Consider the following 20,719-nt stretch of genomic DNA (forward strand, 5'->3'; position numbering starts at 1 on the left):
AAAAAAATATAGGGCATAAAAAAACCCGAACCAATTGGTTCGGGCTTTATACTATAAAAAAGTTAAATCGTTACCTAGTCAATTACTTTCACATTAACGGCGTTTAATCCTTTTTTACCTTGTTGTAGCTCAAATTCTACAACATCACCTTCACGAACTTCATCGATTAAGCCAGAAATGTGTACAAAATGATCTTCGTTTGAACCATCTTCAGTGATAAATCCGTAACCTTTAGAATCATTGAAGAATTTTACTGTTCCTTTACTCATAATAGAAAAATTAAATATTAATTAAAGAGCGAAGATAGTTTTTTTTTGTTTAAAAACTTAAATTCTTGTACGTTATCTTAAGGTTAACAATTTTTATCTAATGCATTGAGAATGAACTTGTTTTTAGACCTATGCAGTAGGGTCTGGTGTCATTCTTAAATATGGTTTAACCTCTGTAACTCCCTTTGCAAAAATATCTTTTGCATCGGCGGTAGATATAGCCGGACTCACTACTACATCTTTACCATGTTCCCAATTTGCTGGTGTTGCAACCTTATGGTTTGCGGTAAGCTGTAAGGAATCTACTACTCTTAGTAGTTCGTAAAAGTTTCTTCCTGTAGATGCTGGGTAGGTCAATGTTAATTTTACAGATTTATCTGGTGCAATAATAAATACAGAACGTACCGTAAGGTTATTATCTGCATTTGGGTGAATCATATCGTATAAATCAGATACTTTCTTATCTTCATCTGCAATAATTGGAAAGTTTACCACTGTATTTTGAACTTCATTAATATCTTTTATCCATTCTGCATGTGATGCCGCACCGTCAACACTTAATGCTATCATCTTAACATTTCTCTTGTCGAATTCATCTTTGAATTTAGCGGCAGTACCTAATTCAGTAGTACAAACAGGAGTGAAATCTGCCGGGTGAGAAAATAATATTCCCCAACTATCACCTAGGTAATCGTACAAATTAATTGTGCCCATTGAGCTATCTGCTGTAAAATCCGGTGCTTTATCACCTAATCGTATTGTTGCCATAATTATATAAGTTTGTGTGTTTTATTTATTATCCTATAAAATTAGTAGATTATATAATCTTGACTAAAGGTTTTAGGTTAAAAGTCTATTAAATTTTTTACTTTTAACTATGGAAGACCTAGAAAAACTAAAATACCCAATAGGGCATTTTAATTGTCCCGAGATTATATCGAAAGAAGATATTGAAAAGTGGATTACAGTGCTGGATATGTTACCTGAACGTTTGTCAAATCTAGTCAATAGTTTTTCTGAAGAACAGTTAAATACCCCTTACCGAGAAGGTGGATGGACTGTTAGGCAAGTAATACACCACATGGCAGATAGTCATCACCATAGTTATACTAGGTTTAAATGGGCATTGACGGAGAATAGACCGCTCATTAAAGTTTATGAGGAGAAGTTATGGAGCGAACTTATAGATGCCAAAACAGCACCAATATCTTTATCACTTTCTTATTTAGCAGCACTTCATGCTAAGTTGGTCTATTTATTAAATCACCTCGAATCGGCAGATTTTGAAAAAAGCTATATTCACCCAGATGGCAATGTTAATGTTTCTGTGGCAGAAAATATTGGTAAATATGCTTGGCATAGCAATCACCATTTTGCACACATCGAAAATTTAGCATTAAGTAAAGGTTGGTAATACTCTTAGATATCTTTTCTTAGTAAATGCATTGGTTTTTCTTTTTCAATAACATTGCTGAACGGTACTTGAGTGTTTGCAACAATTGAGAAAGATTTTGATAGGTAAAAGGGTAGTGCCAAACCTTTTTGCATAGACTCCAGAAAAATTGCTCTTTTAGAAAGATCTACAGCAACTTGCTCAACAAATTTTAGACTTTTAGAGCCTATGCCTTTGCCTGAAAATTCGTTGAGAATATAAATTTTATCAAGATATAAAGCATCAGCTTTGCTATATTCTTGAACTTGTTTGTGTAGCGTAATTTTTAGTATACCTACGTATGCCGAATTTATTTTGATAAGATATAAAACGGTGTCTGTGTCATTCTCTTCATTTAAGAGTACTTCTTTGGTAAAACTGTTTTTAATATAGGTGGTTGTGTCACCATTGGGCCAAAGATGTTTGTAATGCTGGTCATAGGCTTTTGTGCCTATTTCAATATAAGTGTTGTATAGTTCTGGCTTCAGCTTTACGAACTGAATGTTAGTCTCCATAATTTAAAATAAAAAGCTAATATTATTAAGCGTTAGATTTCCATTTAATATTGCAGCCAATACTAGGTTTTTGAACAGGATTAATGTCTTCACCTTTTAAAAGGTTTTCAATAGCATCTCTAAGATCTTTACCAGTTAAGGATAATCCGTTTCCTGGTCTAGAATCGTCTAGCTGACCTCTGTATACTAATTTTAAGTCTTCGTCAAAAAGATAAAAATCAGGAGTGCAAGCGGCATCATATTTTTTGGCTACCGACTGGTCTTCATCATATAAATAGGGAAAAGTATAATTTTCGGCCTTTGCTTTTATTCTCATGAACTGAGGGGCATCTTCCGGGTACTTCTCCACATCGTTGCTAGATATGGCGATAAAATTAATACCCTGTTTCTGATATTCTAAAGCCATTATAGTTATTTCTGGATTCACATGAATTACAAACGGACAGTGGTTGCAGATAAACATAATCACCGTTCCTTTATCACCATTTAAAGAGTGTAGATTCATGGTTTTTTTGCTGACCGTATCTAACAGACTAAATTCTGGAGCAACCGTACCCAATGCTAACATTTTGCTTTCTGTTCTTGCCATATCAACTAATAATTTATGGTACTAAGTTAAGGATTATATTAAGCTTGCCTTTTCTTTATAGTATTCATAAACCTATAAAAAAATACTAATATGGAAAATTCATATATTTCTTTATCCATCGCAATAAAGGCATTACAAGAAGAAGGTTACATAGAAGATTTTAATTTGTGTGACGCTGGCGTAGAAAATAAAAGCAAGAAAAACATTCATAAAGCTACCGAATTAGAAGTGGTAAAATTTTATCGTTTTGAAGGTATGAGCAACCCCGATGATAACACTATTTTATATGTCATTGAAACTAGTACCGGTGAAAAAGGCTTGTTAGTTGATGCATACGGCATGTATGCTGGTAATGTACCTAAAGATTTGATAAAAAAGCTTAAATTGAGCTAATGGAAGAAACAATTACATGGCAAGATTTTAGTAAAATTGATATGAGAATAGGCACTATAATAGCCGCATTAGATTTTCCAGAGGCTCGAAACCCATCGTACAAGTTACATGTAGATTTTGGTGATAAAATTGGGGTTAGAAAAACATCTGCTCAGATAACAGAAAAGTATAAAAAAGAGGATCTTATTGGACTGCAAGTTACCGCCGTTGTTAATTTTCCTAAAAAACAAATTGCCGATTTTATGAGTGAATGTCTTATATTAGGTGCTGTAGACAATAGTTCAGTGGTGCTTCTTCAACCTCAAATGAAAGTGCCTAACGGATTAAAAATTTCCTAAATTTTTGACTGATAATATCTTAGATAACATTCATATTAATTTTGATTCAGGTTCATTATGGATAATGAACCTTGTGTTAAGTTTGGTAATGTTTGGCGTAGCCTTAGAAATATCAATATCAGATTTTAAGCCTTTATGGTCAAAACCGAAGGCATTGTTAGTAGGTTTATGTAGTCAGTTTATACTATTGCCGGCATTGACTTTTTTATTGGTATTTGTTATTGAACCGTTGCCAAGCATTGCTTTGGGTATGTTTATGGTCGCAGCATGCCCTGGTGGTAATATTTCAAATTTTATATCTTATTTATCTAAAGCGAATACGGCATTATCTGTTAGTCTTACCGCTATTGCTACTATGTTAGCGGTTATCATGACACCATTAAATTTTCATTTTTATGCAATGTTATATGAGCCTAGCTCTAATCTTATTCAAGATATTTCTATATCGCCGATTGAGATGATAAAATTGGTTTTTCTATTATTGGGTCTGCCTTTGATGTTGGGTATGTATGTCAATTATAGAAAACCAAAAATAGCTTTGAAAATAGCCAAGAAGCTTAAAGTAATATCCTTAGTTTTTTTTATATGCTTAGTTTTTATTGCGCTATACAATAACCACGTCATCTTTATGGATTATGTTTTTTATGTCTTTTGGATTGTTTTAATTCATAATCTAGTTGCATTTTCTACAGGATATAGCCTTGGACGAGTTTTTAAATTACCAGAGGATAATCTTCGATCGATAACCATAGAAACAGGAATACAGAACTCTGGATTAGGATTATTATTGATTTTCACTTTTTTCGATGGATTAGGGGGTATGGCACTTCTTGCTGCCTTTTGGGGTATATGGCATATTGTTTCAGGTTTAATTTTAGCTGCTTTTTGGAATAGAAAATCAGTTGCTAAAGAAACGATAGCGTGAGTACATTCATATATTCATTAGTAAAATCTGTTGTGAAAACCGGACTTTACGGCTACCATAAGAAAATTCATATATCGGGTTTAGAACATATACCGAAAGATAAACCGGTCATGTTTTTACCAAATCATCAAAGTGCCTTAATAGATGTATTATTGGTTGCTACAGATTGTAATAGAAAACCCTACTTTCTAACTCGATCAGATGTTTTTAAGGGGAATTTCTTGAAACGTATATTCTCTTACTTTCAAATGTTACCAATTTACCGAATGCGTGATGGTAGAGATACACTTTCTAATAACGATGCCATTTTTAATTCATGTGCAGAAATTTTAAATGGGGGAGAAGCCTTGCTTTTGTTTCCAGAGGCAAATCATAATCTTAAACGTAGTGTTAGACCATTGAGTAAAGGTTTTACAAGAATATTATTTAGAACTTTTGAAAAGTATCCAGAGTTAGATGTTCAGTTAATTCCTGTAGGGTTTAATTATAAGAATGCAGTTAAATTTCCAGATGAGGTGGCAATTTGCTATGGTAAGCCAATTTCGGCAAGAAGTTTATATGATGAGAATGATTTGAATAAATCTGTCAATACCATAAAAAATAAAATTTCTTCTAATTTAGAAAGCTTGACCACGCATATTCCAAATAATAAAGATTACAATGCTGTGTTGAATACGTTAATAGCAGCAAAGGTCGATTTTCTTAATCCCAACTCTGTCAACGAAAAGATAAAAATTTTCAACCAACATGGTGTAGATCGTTCAATTGAGGCTGTTTCAGAAAGACAGGGTTTCAATATGTTCAAATGGATATTTACATTGCTAAATTTCCCTGTAGTATTAATTTGGAAATTATGGTTGAAGCCAAAAACACCTGAAGATGAGTTTATGGGGACATTCAGATTCGCCATCGCGATAATTTTTTATCCTATTTATATGGTTTTATTGTTACTGGTATTATCAATAATCTTTACTCCGTATATAGCAATACTATGTGTATGCATTATGACTTTAGTAAATGTATTGTTGGTGAAATTTGGTTTGTGATAATAATCAAAAATCTACAAAATAAAAACGACCCTTTTCAAAGGGCCGTTAATTTGTAAAAGAAAGTTTAAAGATTAAATATCTTCAAAACTTACATCTGTAAAGCTAGACGTACTTGTAGTCGTATTTTCTACAGGTACTTCAGTATCAACTTGAGCTTCTTCTTTTTTGAAATCTTTTTGATGTCTTTCTGAAATTACTTCAGAACCTTTTTCGTTAATGATGAAATCCATCATTTCCTCTACATTCTCTTTAAAGGCATCGAAATCTTCTTTGTATAAATAAATTTTATGCTTCTTGTAATGGAAGGATCCATCGTCATGTGTAAATTTCTTACTTTCTGTAATCGTTAAATAATAGTCCCCGGCCTTAGTACTTCTTACATCGAAAAAGTACGTTCTTCTACCTGCGCGTAAAACTTTGGAGTGAATTTCTTCCTGATCTGATAAATCTCTTTCGCTCATTTCTAATGTTTAGTGTCGTTATGCTATCAAAAATGAAAAAAAAATCGTTATCCGACAACAATTTTCTAACTTTCTTTCTCAGAGAGCTGTTTGTGATAAAGGTCTTTATAATACCCTTCTCTAGTATTTAATTCGTCGTGCGTACCCTCTTGAATGAGTCTACCGTCATCTAAAACCAGTATTTTATCGGCATTTTTAGCTGAAGAAACTCTATGACTTACAATTAATGTAGTTCTATTCTTAGAAGCCTTTTTAAGGTTACTTAAAATTTCTTCTTCAGTTTCTGTATCAACTGCAGAAAGGCAATCATCGAATAAATAAATTTGTGGCTTCTTAATTAAGGCTCTTGCAATCGACACCCGTTGCTTCTGCCCGCCACTAAGCGTAATACCTCGTTCACCTAATACGGTGTCGTATTTTTTAGAGAAGCCCATTATGTTTTCGTGAACAACGGCATCTTTGGCAATGTCCATGATCTCTTGGTCTGTAGCGTCTTCTTTTCCGAATTTAATATTGTTCTTTATACTATCAGAAAACAGAAAAGCATCTTGTGGTACAGCACCAATAGATTCTCTTAAACAGGTAAGGTCAATATTTTTAATAGGCTCGTCATCTACTAGAATTTCACCCGATGTGGTATCGTATAATCTGGCAACTAAATCTAGAATAGTAGATTTACCGGATCCCGTTTTGCCAATAATAGCTGTGGTTTCTCCTTCGTTTATGGTAAACGATAAGTGTTTTAGGGCATTGATGTTCGTATCTTGATAAGAGAAATCAACATCTTTAAATTCAATTTTACCTTTTACCGTATGCTCGTGTGTGGGAGTGTTCTTTATTTCTGACTCCTGATTTAAAAATTCGTTGATGCGTTCTTGACTGGCAGCGGCTCTTTGAACTATAGATGTAAGCCATCCTACAATTGCAACGGGCCAGGTCAACATGTTTACATATAGTATGAACTCCGCAATCAGACCAACTTCAATTTCACCGGCAAGGTATTGTTTACCTCCTATATATATCACCAAAATATTACTGATACCTATTAAAAGAATCATTAAGGGGAAGAACCAGGCATTTACTTTCGCCAAACTAACACTCTTTTCTTTTCCTTCAATGGCAAGTTTTACCAAGTCATCATTGGTTTGTGGCTCCAAAGCATACGCTTTTATAACCGAAACGCCTGAAAATATCTCTTGTGTAAAAGTAGATAGTGAAGATAAATACTGCTGAACAATGGTACTTCTCTTATGTATTACCTTACTTATTTGATAAATCAAAACAGATAGAAAAGGTAATGGTAATAAGGTATACGCAGCTAACGTTGGCGCTTTTATAAACATTAGTGGTATTAGGCAGGCAAATAAGGTTAGTGTCTGTATGCCGTACATAATAGCAGGACCCGCATACATACGTACTTCATTTACATCTTCACTTATTCTGTTCATTAAATCTCCTGTTCTATTTTTCTTATAGAAGTTTAGACTTAGTTTTTGATAGTGATCGAATATTTCATTTTTAAGGTCGTATTCAATGTATCTAGAAATATTGATAATTAATTGACGCATTAAAAAAGTGAAGAATCCAGATAGCAGAGCGGCACCTATAATTATAAGAATGTATTCCGTCAACAATTCTTGGGCGGTCGATTTTTCTATTTCTGCTTTAATATATTGCTCAACTACAGTTATTGAATTATTAACGTAAGACGGCATGATCAACTGAAATAGCCTTGCGACTATGGTTATAATGATCCCGAAAAAAAGCTTAAGCCAGTATTTTTTAAAGTATTTATTTAGATGCTTAAGTTCTTTCATAAGTTGTAGAAAAAAATAATAGTGTAAAATTCTATGGGCAAAGATAGTTTTTTGACCTAAAACGATATGTTATAAATAAGCTAAGATAAATACGATTGCTATTGTGACCCTTTAAATAGATACTTACCTTTGCGGCTTTATTTACTAATTTATTAAATAAGTTCTTTCAAATGCTTACAAGAAGGCACATTAGGGTTAAGGTAATGCAGAGTATTTACGCTCTAATTCAGTCTAAGGACGATTCGTTACAGAAACAAGAGAAGTTTTTAAAGGTAAGCATAGAGAATACCTATACGCTATATTTATTGTGGCTTAGTCTTTTTGTAGAAATACAAAAAAGAGCAACAGATCAAATCTCTCTTTCTGCTAATAAATATATTAACGACAAAAAGAAAGAATTCCCTAATCCTAATAAGTTTATTCAAAACAGATTGTTATTGCAAATTGTGGAGAATAAAACCTTAACGGAAGAACTTAATCATAGAAAGTTAGATAACTGGTATTTAGAAGAGGAGTATGTAAAACTTATCTATAAAGAAATTTTAGAGAGCGATGCATACCAAGAATATATGTCTACATCAGAAAGCGATTATGCTGCTGATAAGGAGTTGGTGATAACTTTGTTCAAAAACATTATTGCACCTAACGAGAAAATTTACGATTACTTTGAAGATGATAAGCTAACTTGGGTAGATGATATACCTATTGTTAATACCTTTATTTTAAAGCATTTTAAAAAAGTTAAACAGGTACACCCAGAATCTTACTTTTTACCAAGTTTGTTGAAAGATGATGAGGATATGACATATGCCATGCAGTTGTTGACAAGAACCTTATTGAAGAACGATGCCTTAGAAAAAGAGATAGAAGGTAAAACACCAAATTGGGATAAAGATCGTATCGCTGGTATTGATAGTATCTTGTTAAAGATGGCTATTTGCGAGTTACTACATTTTCCTTCTATACCAGAAAGGGTTACAATAAATGAGTATTTAGAAATAGCCAAAGAATACTCTACACCAAAAAGTAGCATTTTTATAAACGGAATTCTCGATAAGCTTACTAAAGAATACAAGTCAGAAGGAAAGCTTAACAAAATGGGAAGAGGTCTATTATAAAAATATTTTATAATTTTACAATTAATTGATAAATCTAAATAGTATGAAAAAAATAGTTCTAATCGTTGGTCTTGTATCAATGGTAGCTTTTACTTCTTGTAAAGACAATGCATCAAGTAAAATTAAAACGGATAATGTAGCAGAAGCTGCGGTAAGAGATGAGGCTGCTAAAGCGGTACCTGTAATGTCTTTTGAAAAAGCAGAACATGATTTTGGTACAATTGAGCAAGGTACTCCACAAGAGACCGTATTTACATTTACCAATACAGGTAATGCTCCATTAATTATTACTGATGCTAAAAGTAGCTGTGGTTGTACAGTTCCTAATCCTCCAAAGGATCCAATTGCACCAGGTGAAACAGGTGAGTTGAAAGTTAACTTTAACGGTTCTGGTCAAAACCAGGTTACTAAAACTATTACAGTTACGGCAAACACAGAAAAAGGTTCAGAGCTTTTGAGAATTAAAGCTTTTGTTAACCCAAAAGGAGCAGCTCCATTAGGACCTGTTAAATAATTATAAATTACAGATATACCAAAAATGGGTGATATAGGGCAGTTTCTTCCGATGATTTTGATTTTTGTGGTCGCATATTTTTTTATGATCAGACCTCAAATGAAAAGACAAAAGGATGAAAAGAAATTTTCGGCAGAATTAAAACGTGGTGATCGTGTTATTACCAAAAGTGGTCTGCACGGAAAAGTAGTAGATTTGAATGATAAAGATTCTTCTTGTGTGTTGGAAACAATGGCAGGAAAATTAAAGTTTGATAGATCTGCCATATCCATGGAAATGAGCGCTAAATTAAACGCTCCAGAAAAGAAATAACTTTTTCTGAATTCATATAAAAAAACACCGATGGAAACGTCGGTGTTTTTTTTGCCCAATTGTGTTATATTTAAGTACACTTAAATCAACAACATGCAACACAACAGGAGAAGTTTTATTAAAAAGGGCACAGCAGGGCTCGTATTGACAGGAGCATCATTTATGTTTCCGATGGAATTACTATCAATGATACGAAAGAAAGTTGGCGCAAACGATACTATTAATGTTGGTTTGGTAGGTTGTAAGGGAATGGGTTTTTCAGATTTAAGCTCTTTCTTAAAAATGTCCGAAATCAACGTAATTGCTTTGTGCGATGTAGATGAGAATGTATTGAGAGAAAGAACAGCAGATCTTGAAAAAGCGGGAATTAAAAAGCCAAAGTGGTATGGCGATTATAGAAAATTATACGAGAATAAAGATATAGATGTTGTTATTATAGGTACACCAGATCATTGGCATTGCCTCCAATTAACAGATGCTTTGCAGGCAGGTAAAGATGTGTACTGTGAAAAACCTATTGCCAACTCTGTTCAAGAGGCGAACATTATGTTAGACTTTGTACAGTCTCGTGATAGAATGGTTCAGATTGGGCAATGGCAACGTAGCCAGCCACACTTTGTAGATGCTATTAAATACGTACATTCTGGTGCTCTAGGTGAAATACGTTTGGCAAAAGCATGGGCGTACCAAGGTTGGATGAAACCTGTGCCGGTGGTGGCAGATACTCCGGTTCCTAAAGGGGTTGATTATAAAATGTGGCTAGGTCCGGCTCCAGATAGGGCTTTCAATAAAAATAGATTTCATTTCGATTTTAGATGGTTTTGGGATTATGCAGGCGGATTAATGACGGATTGGGGAGTACATTTAATGGATTATGCTTTGTACGGTATGAAAGCTGGAACACCAAAATCTGTAATGGCGTTGGGAGGAAAATTTGCATACCCAAATGATGCATCAGAAACTCCGGATACATTACAGACCGTATACGAGTATGACGGATTCTCAATTCTTTGGGAACATGCAACGGGTATAGATGGTGGTAATTACGGTAGAAACCACGGTATTGCTTTTATTGGAAATAATGGAACCTTGGTAGTAGATAGAGGTGGCTGGGAAGTAATTCCTGAAAAAGAATTTCAAGGTTGGGGCAAAGACGGAATACCTAAGATTGAAGCGGTATCTCATGGCAAAGGTGATTTTAGCGGATTAGATTTGCACACCAAGAATTTCATAGAGGCGGTTAAAAGCAGGGATGGTACAAAGCTAAACGCGCCAATAAAAGTTGGTTATGATGCCGCTTTGGTTTCACATATGGGTAATGTTGCCTTTAAAACAGGAAATAGAATATATTGGGATGAAACCACAGGGCAATTTAAAAATGAAGAAGCCAATCAGTTTTTAAAAGCAAAGTATCATAACGGCTGGAAGTTGCCAACTTTGTAAATAGATTACTTACGGTAAATGTCATTTAGACCTTTACCTGCCAATATCAACGGAACTATCTTTTCTAATCTAGATAGTTTCGTTTTTTCTTGTTTGGCGGTAGTAATATACTCGGCGTAATCTTTTTGTTTGGAATAGGATAATTTGTTAAAAGCATCTTTTATGTCAACGTTGTTTTCTAATGCGATAGATAAGTGAGCGGGAATCTCAATTTTGGGTTTAGATTTTTTTATAACTTTCAATTGCAGTCCCTTTTTTTGATTTTCAATTGTTTCTTTTAAATACGCTGTAACCACTTTTTCGTCAATGTCCTCTGCTGAAGAAAATTTCCAGTGACGCATTGCCATTGTTTTTCCTTCTTGTGCATTTTCAAGTACTTTTTCTGGGTCGCTTAAAAACACACCATTAAAGAACCAAATTCCAAAATGGTTTTTAAACTTATTAATGGCTATAATATTTTTTCCATTGACTATATATGTAGGGAAATTCCATTTATAAGTTTCAGTCATGCCGCAGGCTAAAGCAAGTGTTCTTAGCTGTGCTACACCATTTTTAAATAGATGGGTCTCGCTAAAAAAAATATCTATTTTTTCTTGCTTTTCCATTGTATTATTGGTTTGCCGTCAACTCACAAATACGTACGATTACTTCTACTGCCTTCTGCATACTTTCAACAGGTACATATTCATATTTACCATGAAAATTATGACCGCCAGCAAATATATTAGGGCATGGTAAGCCCATGTAACTTAGCTGAGAACCATCTGTACCGCCACGAATAGGTTTAATAATCGGTTTTATACCAATATCTTCCATTGCTTTTTTTGCAGTCTCCACAATATGAAAAACAGGTGCTACCTTTTCTTTCATATTAAAGTATTGGTCTTTTAACTCTAGCTCAATACAATTGTTAAATTCGGTATTATATTTCTTGACGATATCTTGTGCCAATTCTTTTCGTTTGTTAAAATGCTTTAAATCGTGATCTCTAATAATAAGTTCTACCGTTGCATTTTCAATTTCTCCTTCAAAATGGTGTACATGAAAAAAGCCTTCTCTGCCAGATGTTTCCTCTGGTATTTCATGTTTAGGGAATTCACTTATAATCTTGTTTGCAATTAAAATTGCATTTACCATTTTACCCTTTGCATAGCCTGGGTGTACACTTTTACCTTTTACGGTAATTTTTGCTGATGCCGCATTGAAATTTTCATATTCTAGTTCTCCAATTTGGCTACCATCCATAGTATATGCCCATGCCGCACCAAATTTTTCAACATCGAATTTATGGGCGCCACGACCAATTTCTTCATCGGGTGTAAACCCAATTCTTATGGTGCCATGCTTTATTTCCGGATTGTTTTTTAAATACTCCATCGCAGTTACAATCTCTGTAATACCTGCTTTATCATCGGCACCTAATAGCGTAGTGCCATCTGTAGTTATAATTGTTTGCCCGATATATTGTAATAAATCATCAAAATACGATGATGATAGAATGATGTCTTTTTCCTTGTTAAGAACAATGTCTTTGCCATCGTAATTTCTTATAATTTGCGGATTTACATTGGTGCTCGAAAAATCAGGAGACGTATCAAAATGAGATATAAAACCAATAGTAGGTACGTCATGGTCAACATTTGAAGGTAAGGTGGCCATTATGTAAGCATTGTCGTCTATAGTAACGTCAGACAGACCTATAGCCTTTAATTCGTCCACTAATTTATTCGCTAAATTCCACTGTTTTTCCGTACTTGGTGTAGTGTCAGATGATGAATCGCTCTGCGTGTCAATAGTAATATAACTTATGAAACGATCAATGATATGCTGCATGTAAAATGAGTTTTATCAAAAATAAGGTTATAAATTGTAAATTAGTAAACGTAAGATTCGATAAATTAACTGAAGATGAGATTTAGATATGTAGTGGTGTTGGCTTTTCTTTTACTTTTCGCAAATTTAAATGCTCAGGCAGATTGTATCCTTGGCGTTGGCGTTACAAGCGATTCTATAATTTCTGATATTTTTCAATTGAACGAAATGCAACATGAGAAATTAGAAAGTTTTAGTGCAGAGATAAAATATCGTAACGATATTTTAAGTAATGAATTAGAAAACGTAAAGAGTAGACACCCTCAAAGTAGTGTTACCGAGCTACGTCAATTAGCAGATAAGTACAAAGTGGTAATGGACAGTATGGCGGCGGTTCAAGAAATGATAGACAAGAAAATGTTGGCATTGTTTAATTCGAATCAATATGAACTATACCTGTCTTTATGTAAAGATGCTTCTCGTTCAGCTTACATTGTAGTACCCGCGGTCTATACAGATAGTATATCTATTGAAAACAGATAAAATATTGCTTAACTTTCTCATTTACAGTTTGTATTTTTGCGGCTTCTAAAATATATACATGTATAGGCTTTTTATTAGACCTCTTTTATTTCTTTTTGATCCAGAGAAAGTTCACCATATTAGTTTTTCAAGCATTAAGTTTTTCTCTAAAATAGGACTATCTGGTCTTATTAAATCTATGTTCGTGGTAGAAGATAAACGTTTAGAGCGAGAGCTTTTTGGTCTTAAATTTAAGAATCCGGTTGGTCTAGCTGCTGGTTTCGACAAAAATGCAGTTCTATATAACGAATTATCAGATTTCGGATTCGGATTTGTTGAAATAGGTACTCTTACCCCTAAGCCCCAAGATGGCAATCCCAAGAAAAGATTATTTCGTTTAAAGGAAGATAAAGCTATCATAAACCGAATGGGTTTTAATAATCACGGAGTTTTCGAAGCCGTCGAGAATTTAAAGAAAGAACATAAGGTCTTAATTGGTGGTAATATTGGTAAGAACAAAGTAACACCGAATAATGAAGCAATTAAAGATTATTTGATCTGTTTTGATGCATTGTTCGATCACGTAGACTACTTTGTGGTGAATGTAAGTTCGCCAAACACCCCAGGGTTAAGAGAGTTACAAGATAAAGAGCCGTTAACGGCTTTGCTTAATGAGCTACAATTAGAAAACTCGAAACAAAGCGACCGTAAATCGACTGTGCGTAAGCCTATTTTATTGAAAATTGCGCCCGACCTTACCGATAGCCAATTGTTAGATATTATTGATATTGTTAAAACAACAACTATTGATGGTATTATAGCTACTAATACAACCATTTCTAGAGAGAATTTAAAATCTCATGCTTTGGTGACGGAAGAAGCTGGCGGACTAAGTGGAGCTCCTTTGAAAGATAGAAGTACTGAGGTCATTCGATTTTTAGCGGAGAAAAGTAATAAAGCATTTCCGATTATTGGTGTAGGCGGTATAAATTCTGCTGAAGATGCTATCGAGAAATTAGAAGCTGGTGCCGATTTAATTCAATTATGGACGGGCTTTGTATATGAAGGTCCGGCTTTGGTAAAAGAAATTAATAAAGCGCTTATCGAAAAAGCTGACGTTTAAGAATTCATATACTGCTATAAAATATAAAATGCCTTTATACAAACTGTATAAGGGCATTTTATATATGAAAGATTTAAATTTATGATTTTGTCCAGTAATCGACAACAAAGACATCATCTAAAAACGGAGTCAATACAGCACCAAACGCTTTATGGTCTGGGTGTGGTAAGTAAATAGCACGATCTTCTTCGCTTTCAAATGTTAGAAAAAAGGCATGTGTAAAGCCTTTATCCAAACCTTCAGGACTATTGTTCAATCCCCATTCATATGCTTTAATTTGTTCTATTTTAGAAGGTAATGCGCTAAAAGCATCTTCTACTTGTTTTATCTGTTCGGCAGTAGTGCCTTCTTTAAACTTAAAAAAGACAGTATGCCTTAAAAGGCTATCGCTTTGAATCATTATTGTTGTGGTCATGTTTTCATCTGTCTTCGCAAAAGCGTTTGACATGAATGAAATGCTAATTAGTAAAAGAAATAATTTAATTTTCATAGTCTGTGAATTTTATACAAGATATTAAAAATAGGTGTAATTCATTGTTATTCGTACTTTTCATGTCTAACTTATATTTTCTAGATTGAATTACGACATATTATTAGCTTTTTCGATGGCAACATTTGTGTTGGCTCTTTCACCAGGGCCTGACAATATATTTGTACTTATACAAAGTATTAGTAATGGTAAAAAATATGGATTAGCGGTTGTCGCAGGTCTAATGACCGGTTGTTTAGTGCATACTACCTTATTGGCATTTGGGGTTTCTGCAATTATAAAAAATACCCCTTTTATATTTAGCTTTATTAAAATGTTCGGGGCTGCCTATTTGTTATATTTAGCAGTAATGGTGTATAGAGGGGGAGATACTATCTCTATTAGCGCAGAAACAAAAAATAGAAAAAGTTTAGGTGCATTATATAAACAGGGTTTTATAATGAATGTTTTAAACCCAAAGGTGACGATATTTTTTCTAGCTTTTTTTCCAGGATTTCTATTTTCAGATTCTTTAAGCAACGTCATACAATTCTATGCCCTTGGTTTTTTATTTATAGCAATGTCTTCAATTGTTTTCGGTGCTATTGCAGTATTGTCTGGTCAAATCTCCAGTTTTTTGAGATCCAACAAAAGAACGGGGTTTGTTTTAAAATGGGTTCAGATTATTGTCTTCATCGGTATTGCTGTTTATTTATTTTTCGGGTAGTTTATTTGAATTATTAATATGAGATACTTATTTAGAGTTCGTATTTTTACGAAATGTCTAATTCAAAGATCAAATTAGTAGAATGCCCACGAGATGCCATGCAAGGCATTAAGCATTTTATACCTACTGGTGAAAAGGTAAGGTATATACAATCGTTGTTGGGCTGTGGTTTTGATACTATAGATTTCGGAAGCTTTGTTTCGCCAAAAGCAATACCGCAAATGGTAGATACTGCTGAGGTTTTGTCAAAATTAGACTTATCAAAAACAGACTCTAAATTACTATCAATAGTTGCGAATGTTCGTGGGGCAGAAGATGCTGTTTTACACCCTGAAATTGATTATTTAGGTTTCCCTTTTTCTATTTCAGAGAATTTTCAAATGCGAAATACGCATAAAACAATTGCACAATCGGTAGAGACTTTACAAGAAATATTCAATTTGGCAGATGCCGCCAATAAAGAAGTGGTTACCTATATTTCTATGGGATTTGGTAACCCTTATGGAGATCCTTGGGATGTTGATATTGTAGGGGAGTGGACAGAGAAACTCGCAAAAATGGGAGCTAAAATATTATCTCTTTCAGATACCGTTGGTTCTTCTGATCCCGAAACGATTTCATATTTGTTCTCAAATCTAATTCCTAAATATCCAACTATTGAATTCGGTGCGCACTTGCATACTACGCCTGCCAAATGGCACGAGAAAGTGGCTGCTGCATATGAATCTGGGTGTAGACGTTTTGATGGCGCCATAAAAGGTTTTGGTGGTTGCCCAATGGCCAAAGACGATTTAACCGGCAATATGCCTACAGAGAAAATGCTATCGTATTTTACTGCAGAGAAAATAGACTCAGGCGTAAATTGGATGGCGTTTGAAGCTTCTTACAATAAAGCTACTGAGTTGTTTACGGCGTATCATTAACTTAGGCTATCTTCTTCTTGGTGAATGATTAATTAACGTTAAGTTTATTTAGATTTATTACAAATAAACTTTGCTATTATCTTTATAGGTCATAAATTTGCACTCCGTTAATAAAATGTTAACGATTATTATAAGCAGATTTAAGAAGATGAAATACGTTTACCTATTAGTATTGCTATTTACTTTTACTTGTGTACAGGCACAAACTAAAACTGATTCCATTACATTAGTTCCTCAAACTCAAATTAATGCCGCGCAGCGATTACTTTCTGGTAACTACGCTTCTGCGGTTACAGTTGGTGCTTATGCCGAAATGTTATACAACCAACCTGAAGGTGATAATGGGGAGTTAGATGTGCAACGAATGGTGTTGCTTTTTGGATACCGTTTCAATGATAAAACACAATTTGTAACCGAAGTTGAACTTGAGCACGTAAACGAAGTTTTTGTTGAGCAGGCTTTTGTAAACTATTCCGTAGGTAATAATATCAGCTTACGTGGAGGTTTAATGTTGGTGCCAATGGGTATTATTAATGAGTTTCACGAACCTACTACTTTTAATGGAACAGAACGTCCAGGTATGGATAATGCCATTGTACCAACTACATGGAGAGAGATCGGTGTAGGGGTTGCAGGTAGATTCAATGATATTAATTTAGGATACCAAGCTTATGTTTTTAACGGATTCAAATCTACTGAAGCTGATGGTGAAGGAGGTCTATCAGGATTTTTAGGTGGTTCTAGTGGATTAAGAGGTGGTCGTCAAAAAGCAATTCAATCAACCATCGATAGTCCTACTTTATCTACCAAACTTGATTATTACGGTATTTCTGGTTTACGTTTGGGCATGTCGACTTATTTCGGAAAAACTCAAGCAGCAGATGATATAGAAACTATGGAAGGTGCAAATATTGGTATCGCAATGGTTGGCTTAGATGCTCGTTACGCTTATGATCGTTTTACGGCACGTGGTCAGTTTGTAAATGCATCTTTATCGGATACAGAAGAATATAATACGGCTACAGGAAGAGATTTAGGTAGTACACTTAGAGGCTTTTATGTAGAAGGGGCATACAATTTGCTACCGATGGATAAAGAGCAAAAGCTTTTTGTATTTACTCGTTACGAACAATATGATACGCATGTTGATACCGAAGGTAGTATAGTTCGCAATGATGCTTATAACAGAACAGATGTTACTACAGGTTTAACTTATCACCTTGCACCTGGTGTAGTTTTGAAAGGTGATTATCAATTTAGAAGCAATGCTTCAGACGTTGAAGATGTAAAAGACAGGCTTAATTTTGGTATAGGTGTTTGGTTTTAATCAGGTTATAATAATCAGTAGATATGAATAATAAGGTTCTAAGATTAATAGTTTGTATACTTGCTATAGGTATAGTAATGGGTTTTGGTCTGCCAAAAAATATTCAGAAAAAGGTGGAAAAAGAAATATCTGGTTATTTTGAGATTGATTCTTTTACTATGGAGGCTATTGCGGTTACAAAAAATGCCCAATTAGATTTACCTAGTAAAATTGATGCAGAAAACTTATTTCGTGTGCTTGACGGTCAAAGTCATATTGGTTATATATATGTAGAACAAGCCCCAAGTAAGACAGCAAACTTTGATTATATGGTTTTGCTTGATGCTAATTTTAAAATTCTACACACTAAGGTTTTAATTTATCGCGAAGAGTATGGTGGTGAAATAGGAAGCAAGCGCTGGTTAAAACAATTCATTGGTAAAAAACCAGGTGACCGCTTAAACCATGAAACTAATATTGATGGTATTGCAGGTGCAACAATATCTGTTCGCTCCATGACCAATGCAATTGATGACCTTTTGCAAACACTTACTATCTTGCAAGAAAATAAAATGCTATAATGAACTTTAATGGTCTTTTACCAGAGCTGCCAAAATCAATTCGCTTATTTATAGGGGCTTTTGTAATTGTTCTTTCCGTTGGGTATTTTACCGGATTACTCTTTGTTTCTGAAACCAGTACTGCTTCTGTAGATGGTATCGAAGAGAATTACTTGGGTAATGAATCAGATGAAAATGCTGATGTCATGAAGTTTAAAAAGAGCGAACGACAAATGCTAACTATTATACATACCCATATTCTATCAATGTCTTTTATCTTTTTTTTGTTAGGTATATTGGTGTGGCTAACTAAACTACCTACAAAACTCAAGGTAGTTTTAACCGTAGAGCCATTCTTATCAGTATTGCTCACCTTTGGTGGAATCTATTTTCTTTGGTCTGGTATTACTTGGTTTAAATATATAGTAATAGTATCGGGTATATTAATGACAACGACATACACGGTATCTGCTATGATTGTGTTGTATCAATTAACATTTTCCAAACAGTTCGCTAATACTTTTAACCAATAATATTCACTATATTTGCACGCAATTAAATCCTTAATTGCTATGCAAGCCCACCAAAATAAAATTCTAGGAGAAGGTCTAACATACGACGACGTATTATTAGTACCTGCGTATTCTGAAGTGCTTCCAAGAGAAGTTAGTATTCAGACAAAATTCACAAGAAATATTACAATCAATGTACCTATTATATCGGCAGCGATGGATACGGTAACGGAGTCTAGAATGGCAATTGCCATGGCTCAAGAAGGTGGTATTGGTGTGTTGCACAAGAATATGAGTATTGAGCAACAGGCAATGAAAGTAAGAAAGGTAAAAAGAGCTGAAAGCGGAATGATTTTGGATCCGGTTACACAACCACTAGATTCGAAAGTGAAAGATGCCAAAGCCAATATGAAAGAGTATAGTATTGGCGGTATTCCTATCGTTGATGCCGATGGTAAACTTTTAGGTATAGTAACCAATAGAGATTTACGTTTCGAGAAAAATAACGAAAGACCAATTTCTGAAGTAATGACTTCTGAAAATTTGGTAACAGCTGCTGAAGGTACTTCACTTTCAGAAGCAGAAGATATTTTACAACAACATAAAATTGAAAAGCTACCTGTTGTAGATAAAAATTATAAGTTGGTAGGTTTGATTACATTTCGTGATATTACAAAACTTACCCAAAAGCCAAGTGCAAATAAAGATCAGTTCGGTAGACTTCGTGTTGCAGCAGCTTTAGGTGTTACGGCCGATGCTGTAGAGAGAGCAGAGGCATTGGTTAATGCTGGTGTAGATGCAGTGGTAATTGATACTGCTCATGGTCATACAAAAGGTGTTGTTTCTGTATTACAGGCGGTAAAGAAAAAATTTCCTAACCTAGATGTTATCGTTGGTAACATTGCTACTGGCGAAGCAGCAAAATATTTGGTAGACGCTGGTGCAGACGCCGTTAAAGTTGGTATTGGTCCGGGTTCAATTTGTACAACCAGAGTTGTTGCAGGTGTTGGTTTTCCTCAGTTTTCTGCGGTATTAGAAGTAGCTGCGGCTATAAAAGGGTCAGGTGTTCCGGTCATTGCAGATGGTGGAATTCGTTATACGGGTGATATCCCTAAGGCGATTGCAGCAGGTGCCGATACGGTAATGTTAGGGTCACTTTTAGCAGGTACAAAAGAATCTCCCGGAGAAACGATTATCTATGAAGGTAGAAAATTCAAGTCTTACCGAGGTATGGGTTCTGTAGAGGCTATGAAACAAGGTAGTAAGGATCGTTATTTTCAAGATGTTGAAGATGATATTAAAAAATTAGTACCTGAGGGTATCGTTGGTCGTGTACCTTACAAAGGGGAATTATATGAAAGTATTCATCAATTTGTAGGCGGATTAAAAGCTGGTATGGGATACTGTGGGGCAAAGGATATTGCATCATTACAAGACAATGGTAGATTTGTTAAAATTACAGCTAGTGGTATTAACGAAAGTCATCCACATGATGTTACCATTACAAAAGAGAGCCCTAATTATAGTAGATAGAAAATTTAGTAGTGTATAAAAAAAGAGGTCTAAAGGACCTCTTTTTTATGTCTCAAT

The 20,719-nt window shown here is 34.4% G+C and carries 26 protein-coding genes; 17 read left to right on the forward strand and 9 right to left on the reverse strand.

Translation table 11 applies throughout. The annotated features are described in order from the left end of the window. Positions 1-74: 74 nt before the first annotated feature. Complete coding sequence (locus tag DFQ03_RS06865; RefSeq protein ID WP_027064347.1) at positions 75-269, reverse strand: cold-shock protein; 195 nt, start codon at positions 267-269, stop codon at positions 75-77. Between the two features lie 129 nt (positions 270-398). Continuing rightward, positions 399-1,037: a peroxiredoxin gene (locus tag DFQ03_RS06870; protein WP_133672428.1), complete on the reverse strand. Its 639-nt coding sequence runs from the start codon at positions 1,035-1,037 to the stop codon at positions 399-401. A 109-nt stretch (positions 1,038-1,146) separates the two neighbouring features. Here DFQ03_RS06870 and DFQ03_RS06875 point away from each other — a divergent pair, with 109 nt between their 5' ends. After that, complete coding sequence (locus tag DFQ03_RS06875) at positions 1,147-1,683, forward strand: YfiT family bacillithiol transferase (protein ID WP_133672429.1); 537 nt, start codon at positions 1,147-1,149, stop codon at positions 1,681-1,683. A 5-nt stretch (positions 1,684-1,688) separates the two neighbouring features. Here the strand turns inward: DFQ03_RS06875 and DFQ03_RS06880 are convergent, their stop codons facing one another. Together DFQ03_RS06880 and DFQ03_RS06885 are read right to left on the reverse strand one after the other, a co-directional pair. Further along, positions 1,689-2,216 carry a GNAT family N-acetyltransferase gene (locus tag DFQ03_RS06880; RefSeq protein WP_133672430.1) on the reverse strand — a complete coding sequence of 176 codons (528 nt, stop codon included), beginning with the start codon at positions 2,214-2,216 and terminating at the stop codon, positions 1,689-1,691. A gap of 25 nt (positions 2,217-2,241) precedes the next feature. Then, a complete protein-coding gene (locus tag DFQ03_RS06885) occupies positions 2,242-2,805 on the reverse strand; it encodes a thioredoxin family protein (protein ID WP_133672431.1) in 564 nt (187 codons plus the stop codon). A 90-nt stretch (positions 2,806-2,895) separates the two neighbouring features. On the opposite strand from DFQ03_RS06885, the gene DFQ03_RS06890 reads away from it, so the two are divergent. The 4 genes from DFQ03_RS06890 to DFQ03_RS06905 are packed head-to-tail and all read left to right on the forward strand — an operon-like array spanning position 2,896 to position 5,507. Further along, a complete protein-coding gene (locus tag DFQ03_RS06890) occupies positions 2,896-3,198 on the forward strand; it encodes a phosphoribosylpyrophosphate synthetase (protein ID WP_133672432.1) in 303 nt (100 codons plus the stop codon). Continuing rightward, the gene (locus DFQ03_RS06895; RefSeq protein ID WP_133672433.1) at positions 3,198-3,536 is read left to right on the forward strand and encodes a tRNA-binding protein; all 339 of its coding nucleotides are present in this window, start codon (positions 3,198-3,200) and stop codon (positions 3,534-3,536) included. The genes DFQ03_RS06890 and DFQ03_RS06895 overlap by 1 nt, the downstream gene beginning before the upstream one ends. Positions 3,537-3,540: 4 nt before the next feature. Beyond that, positions 3,541-4,461: a bile acid:sodium symporter family protein gene (locus tag DFQ03_RS06900; protein ID WP_133672434.1), complete on the forward strand. Its 921-nt coding sequence runs from the start codon at positions 3,541-3,543 to the stop codon at positions 4,459-4,461. After that, positions 4,458-5,507 carry a lysophospholipid acyltransferase family protein gene (locus DFQ03_RS06905; RefSeq protein ID WP_133672435.1) on the forward strand — a complete coding sequence of 350 codons (1,050 nt, stop codon included), beginning with the start codon at positions 4,458-4,460 and terminating at the stop codon, positions 5,505-5,507. The genes DFQ03_RS06900 and DFQ03_RS06905 overlap by 4 nt, the downstream gene beginning before the upstream one ends. 74 nt (positions 5,508-5,581) lie before the next feature. On the opposite strand, the gene DFQ03_RS06910 is transcribed toward DFQ03_RS06905, so the two are convergent. Both DFQ03_RS06910 and DFQ03_RS06915 read right to left on the reverse strand, forming a co-directional pair. After that, entirely contained in the window at positions 5,582-5,971 is a 390-nt protein-coding gene (locus DFQ03_RS06910; RefSeq protein ID WP_133672436.1) for a PUR family DNA/RNA-binding protein, read from the reverse strand. 65 nt (positions 5,972-6,036) lie between these two features. Beyond that, positions 6,037-7,788: an ABC transporter ATP-binding protein gene (locus tag DFQ03_RS06915; RefSeq protein WP_133672437.1), complete on the reverse strand. Its 1,752-nt coding sequence runs from the start codon at positions 7,786-7,788 to the stop codon at positions 6,037-6,039. Between the two features lie 170 nt (positions 7,789-7,958). Between DFQ03_RS06915 and nusB the strand changes: the two genes are divergently transcribed. From nusB to DFQ03_RS06935, 4 genes are all read left to right on the forward strand, one after another. Next, on the forward strand, positions 7,959-8,906 hold the full coding sequence (nusB, locus tag DFQ03_RS06920) for a transcription antitermination factor NusB (RefSeq protein ID WP_133672438.1): 948 nt from the start codon (positions 7,959-7,961) through the stop codon (positions 8,904-8,906). A 43-nt stretch (positions 8,907-8,949) separates the two neighbouring features. Further along, positions 8,950-9,420 carry a DUF1573 domain-containing protein gene (locus tag DFQ03_RS06925; protein WP_036152838.1) on the forward strand — a complete coding sequence of 157 codons (471 nt, stop codon included), beginning with the start codon at positions 8,950-8,952 and terminating at the stop codon, positions 9,418-9,420. 24 nt (positions 9,421-9,444) lie between these two features. Continuing rightward, positions 9,445-9,732 carry a preprotein translocase subunit YajC gene (yajC, locus tag DFQ03_RS06930; protein WP_073243291.1) on the forward strand — a complete coding sequence of 96 codons (288 nt, stop codon included), beginning with the start codon at positions 9,445-9,447 and terminating at the stop codon, positions 9,730-9,732. Positions 9,733-9,825: 93 nt separating this feature from the next. Then, positions 9,826-11,175 (forward strand): Gfo/Idh/MocA family protein, encoded by a 1,350-nt coding sequence (locus DFQ03_RS06935; protein WP_133672439.1) that lies wholly within the window; start codon positions 9,826-9,828, stop codon positions 11,173-11,175. 5 nt (positions 11,176-11,180) lie between these two features. Here DFQ03_RS06935 and DFQ03_RS06940 read toward each other — a convergent pair whose 3' ends face one another. Next, entirely contained in the window at positions 11,181-11,780 is a 600-nt protein-coding gene (locus DFQ03_RS06940; RefSeq protein WP_133672440.1) for a YdeI/OmpD-associated family protein, read from the reverse strand. A 4-nt stretch (positions 11,781-11,784) separates the two neighbouring features. Beyond that, positions 11,785-13,008 (reverse strand): peptidase T, encoded by a 1,224-nt coding sequence (gene pepT, locus DFQ03_RS06945; protein ID WP_133672441.1) that lies wholly within the window; start codon positions 13,006-13,008, stop codon positions 11,785-11,787. A 75-nt stretch (positions 13,009-13,083) separates the two neighbouring features. Between pepT and DFQ03_RS06950 the strand changes: the two genes are divergently transcribed. Both DFQ03_RS06950 and DFQ03_RS06955 read left to right on the forward strand, forming a co-directional pair. Further along, positions 13,084-13,530, forward strand: a complete 447-nt coding sequence (locus tag DFQ03_RS06950) for a hypothetical protein (protein ID WP_133672442.1) — start codon at positions 13,084-13,086, stop codon at positions 13,528-13,530. Positions 13,531-13,588: 58 nt separating this feature from the next. Beyond that, entirely contained in the window at positions 13,589-14,632 is a 1,044-nt protein-coding gene (locus DFQ03_RS06955; RefSeq protein WP_133672443.1) for a quinone-dependent dihydroorotate dehydrogenase, read from the forward strand. A gap of 79 nt (positions 14,633-14,711) precedes the next feature. Here DFQ03_RS06955 and DFQ03_RS06960 read toward each other — a convergent pair whose 3' ends face one another. Next, positions 14,712-15,122 carry a Dabb family protein gene (locus DFQ03_RS06960; RefSeq protein ID WP_133672444.1) on the reverse strand — a complete coding sequence of 137 codons (411 nt, stop codon included), beginning with the start codon at positions 15,120-15,122 and terminating at the stop codon, positions 14,712-14,714. 115 nt (positions 15,123-15,237) lie between these two features. Here DFQ03_RS06960 and DFQ03_RS06965 point away from each other — a divergent pair, with 115 nt between their 5' ends. The 6 genes from DFQ03_RS06965 to guaB all read left to right on the forward strand — a co-directional run bounded on the left by DFQ03_RS06965 (position 15,238) and on the right by guaB (position 20,662). Further along, positions 15,238-15,828, forward strand: coding sequence for a LysE family translocator (locus tag DFQ03_RS06965; RefSeq protein WP_243834441.1), 591 nt, complete (start codon positions 15,238-15,240; stop codon positions 15,826-15,828). A 53-nt stretch (positions 15,829-15,881) separates the two neighbouring features. After that, positions 15,882-16,751, forward strand: a complete 870-nt coding sequence (locus DFQ03_RS06970; RefSeq protein ID WP_133672446.1) for a hydroxymethylglutaryl-CoA lyase — start codon at positions 15,882-15,884, stop codon at positions 16,749-16,751. Positions 16,752-16,899: 148 nt separating this feature from the next. Further along, complete coding sequence (locus tag DFQ03_RS06975) at positions 16,900-18,078, forward strand: hypothetical protein (protein WP_133672447.1); 1,179 nt, start codon at positions 16,900-16,902, stop codon at positions 18,076-18,078. Positions 18,079-18,101: 23 nt separating this feature from the next. Beyond that, positions 18,102-18,638, forward strand: a complete 537-nt coding sequence (locus tag DFQ03_RS06980; RefSeq protein WP_133672448.1) for an FMN-binding protein — start codon at positions 18,102-18,104, stop codon at positions 18,636-18,638. Further along, positions 18,638-19,150, forward strand: coding sequence for a hypothetical protein (locus DFQ03_RS06985; protein ID WP_133672449.1), 513 nt, complete (start codon positions 18,638-18,640; stop codon positions 19,148-19,150). Before DFQ03_RS06980 ends, DFQ03_RS06985 begins: the two co-directional genes overlap by 1 nt. A gap of 39 nt (positions 19,151-19,189) precedes the next feature. Beyond that, positions 19,190-20,662: an IMP dehydrogenase gene (gene guaB, locus DFQ03_RS06990; protein ID WP_133672450.1), complete on the forward strand. Its 1,473-nt coding sequence runs from the start codon at positions 19,190-19,192 to the stop codon at positions 20,660-20,662. Positions 20,663-20,719: the final 57 nt, after the last annotated feature.

This window comes from Maribacter caenipelagi, assembly GCF_004364175.1.
Lineage (GTDB): Bacteria > Bacteroidota > Bacteroidia > Flavobacteriales > Flavobacteriaceae > Maribacter > Maribacter caenipelagi.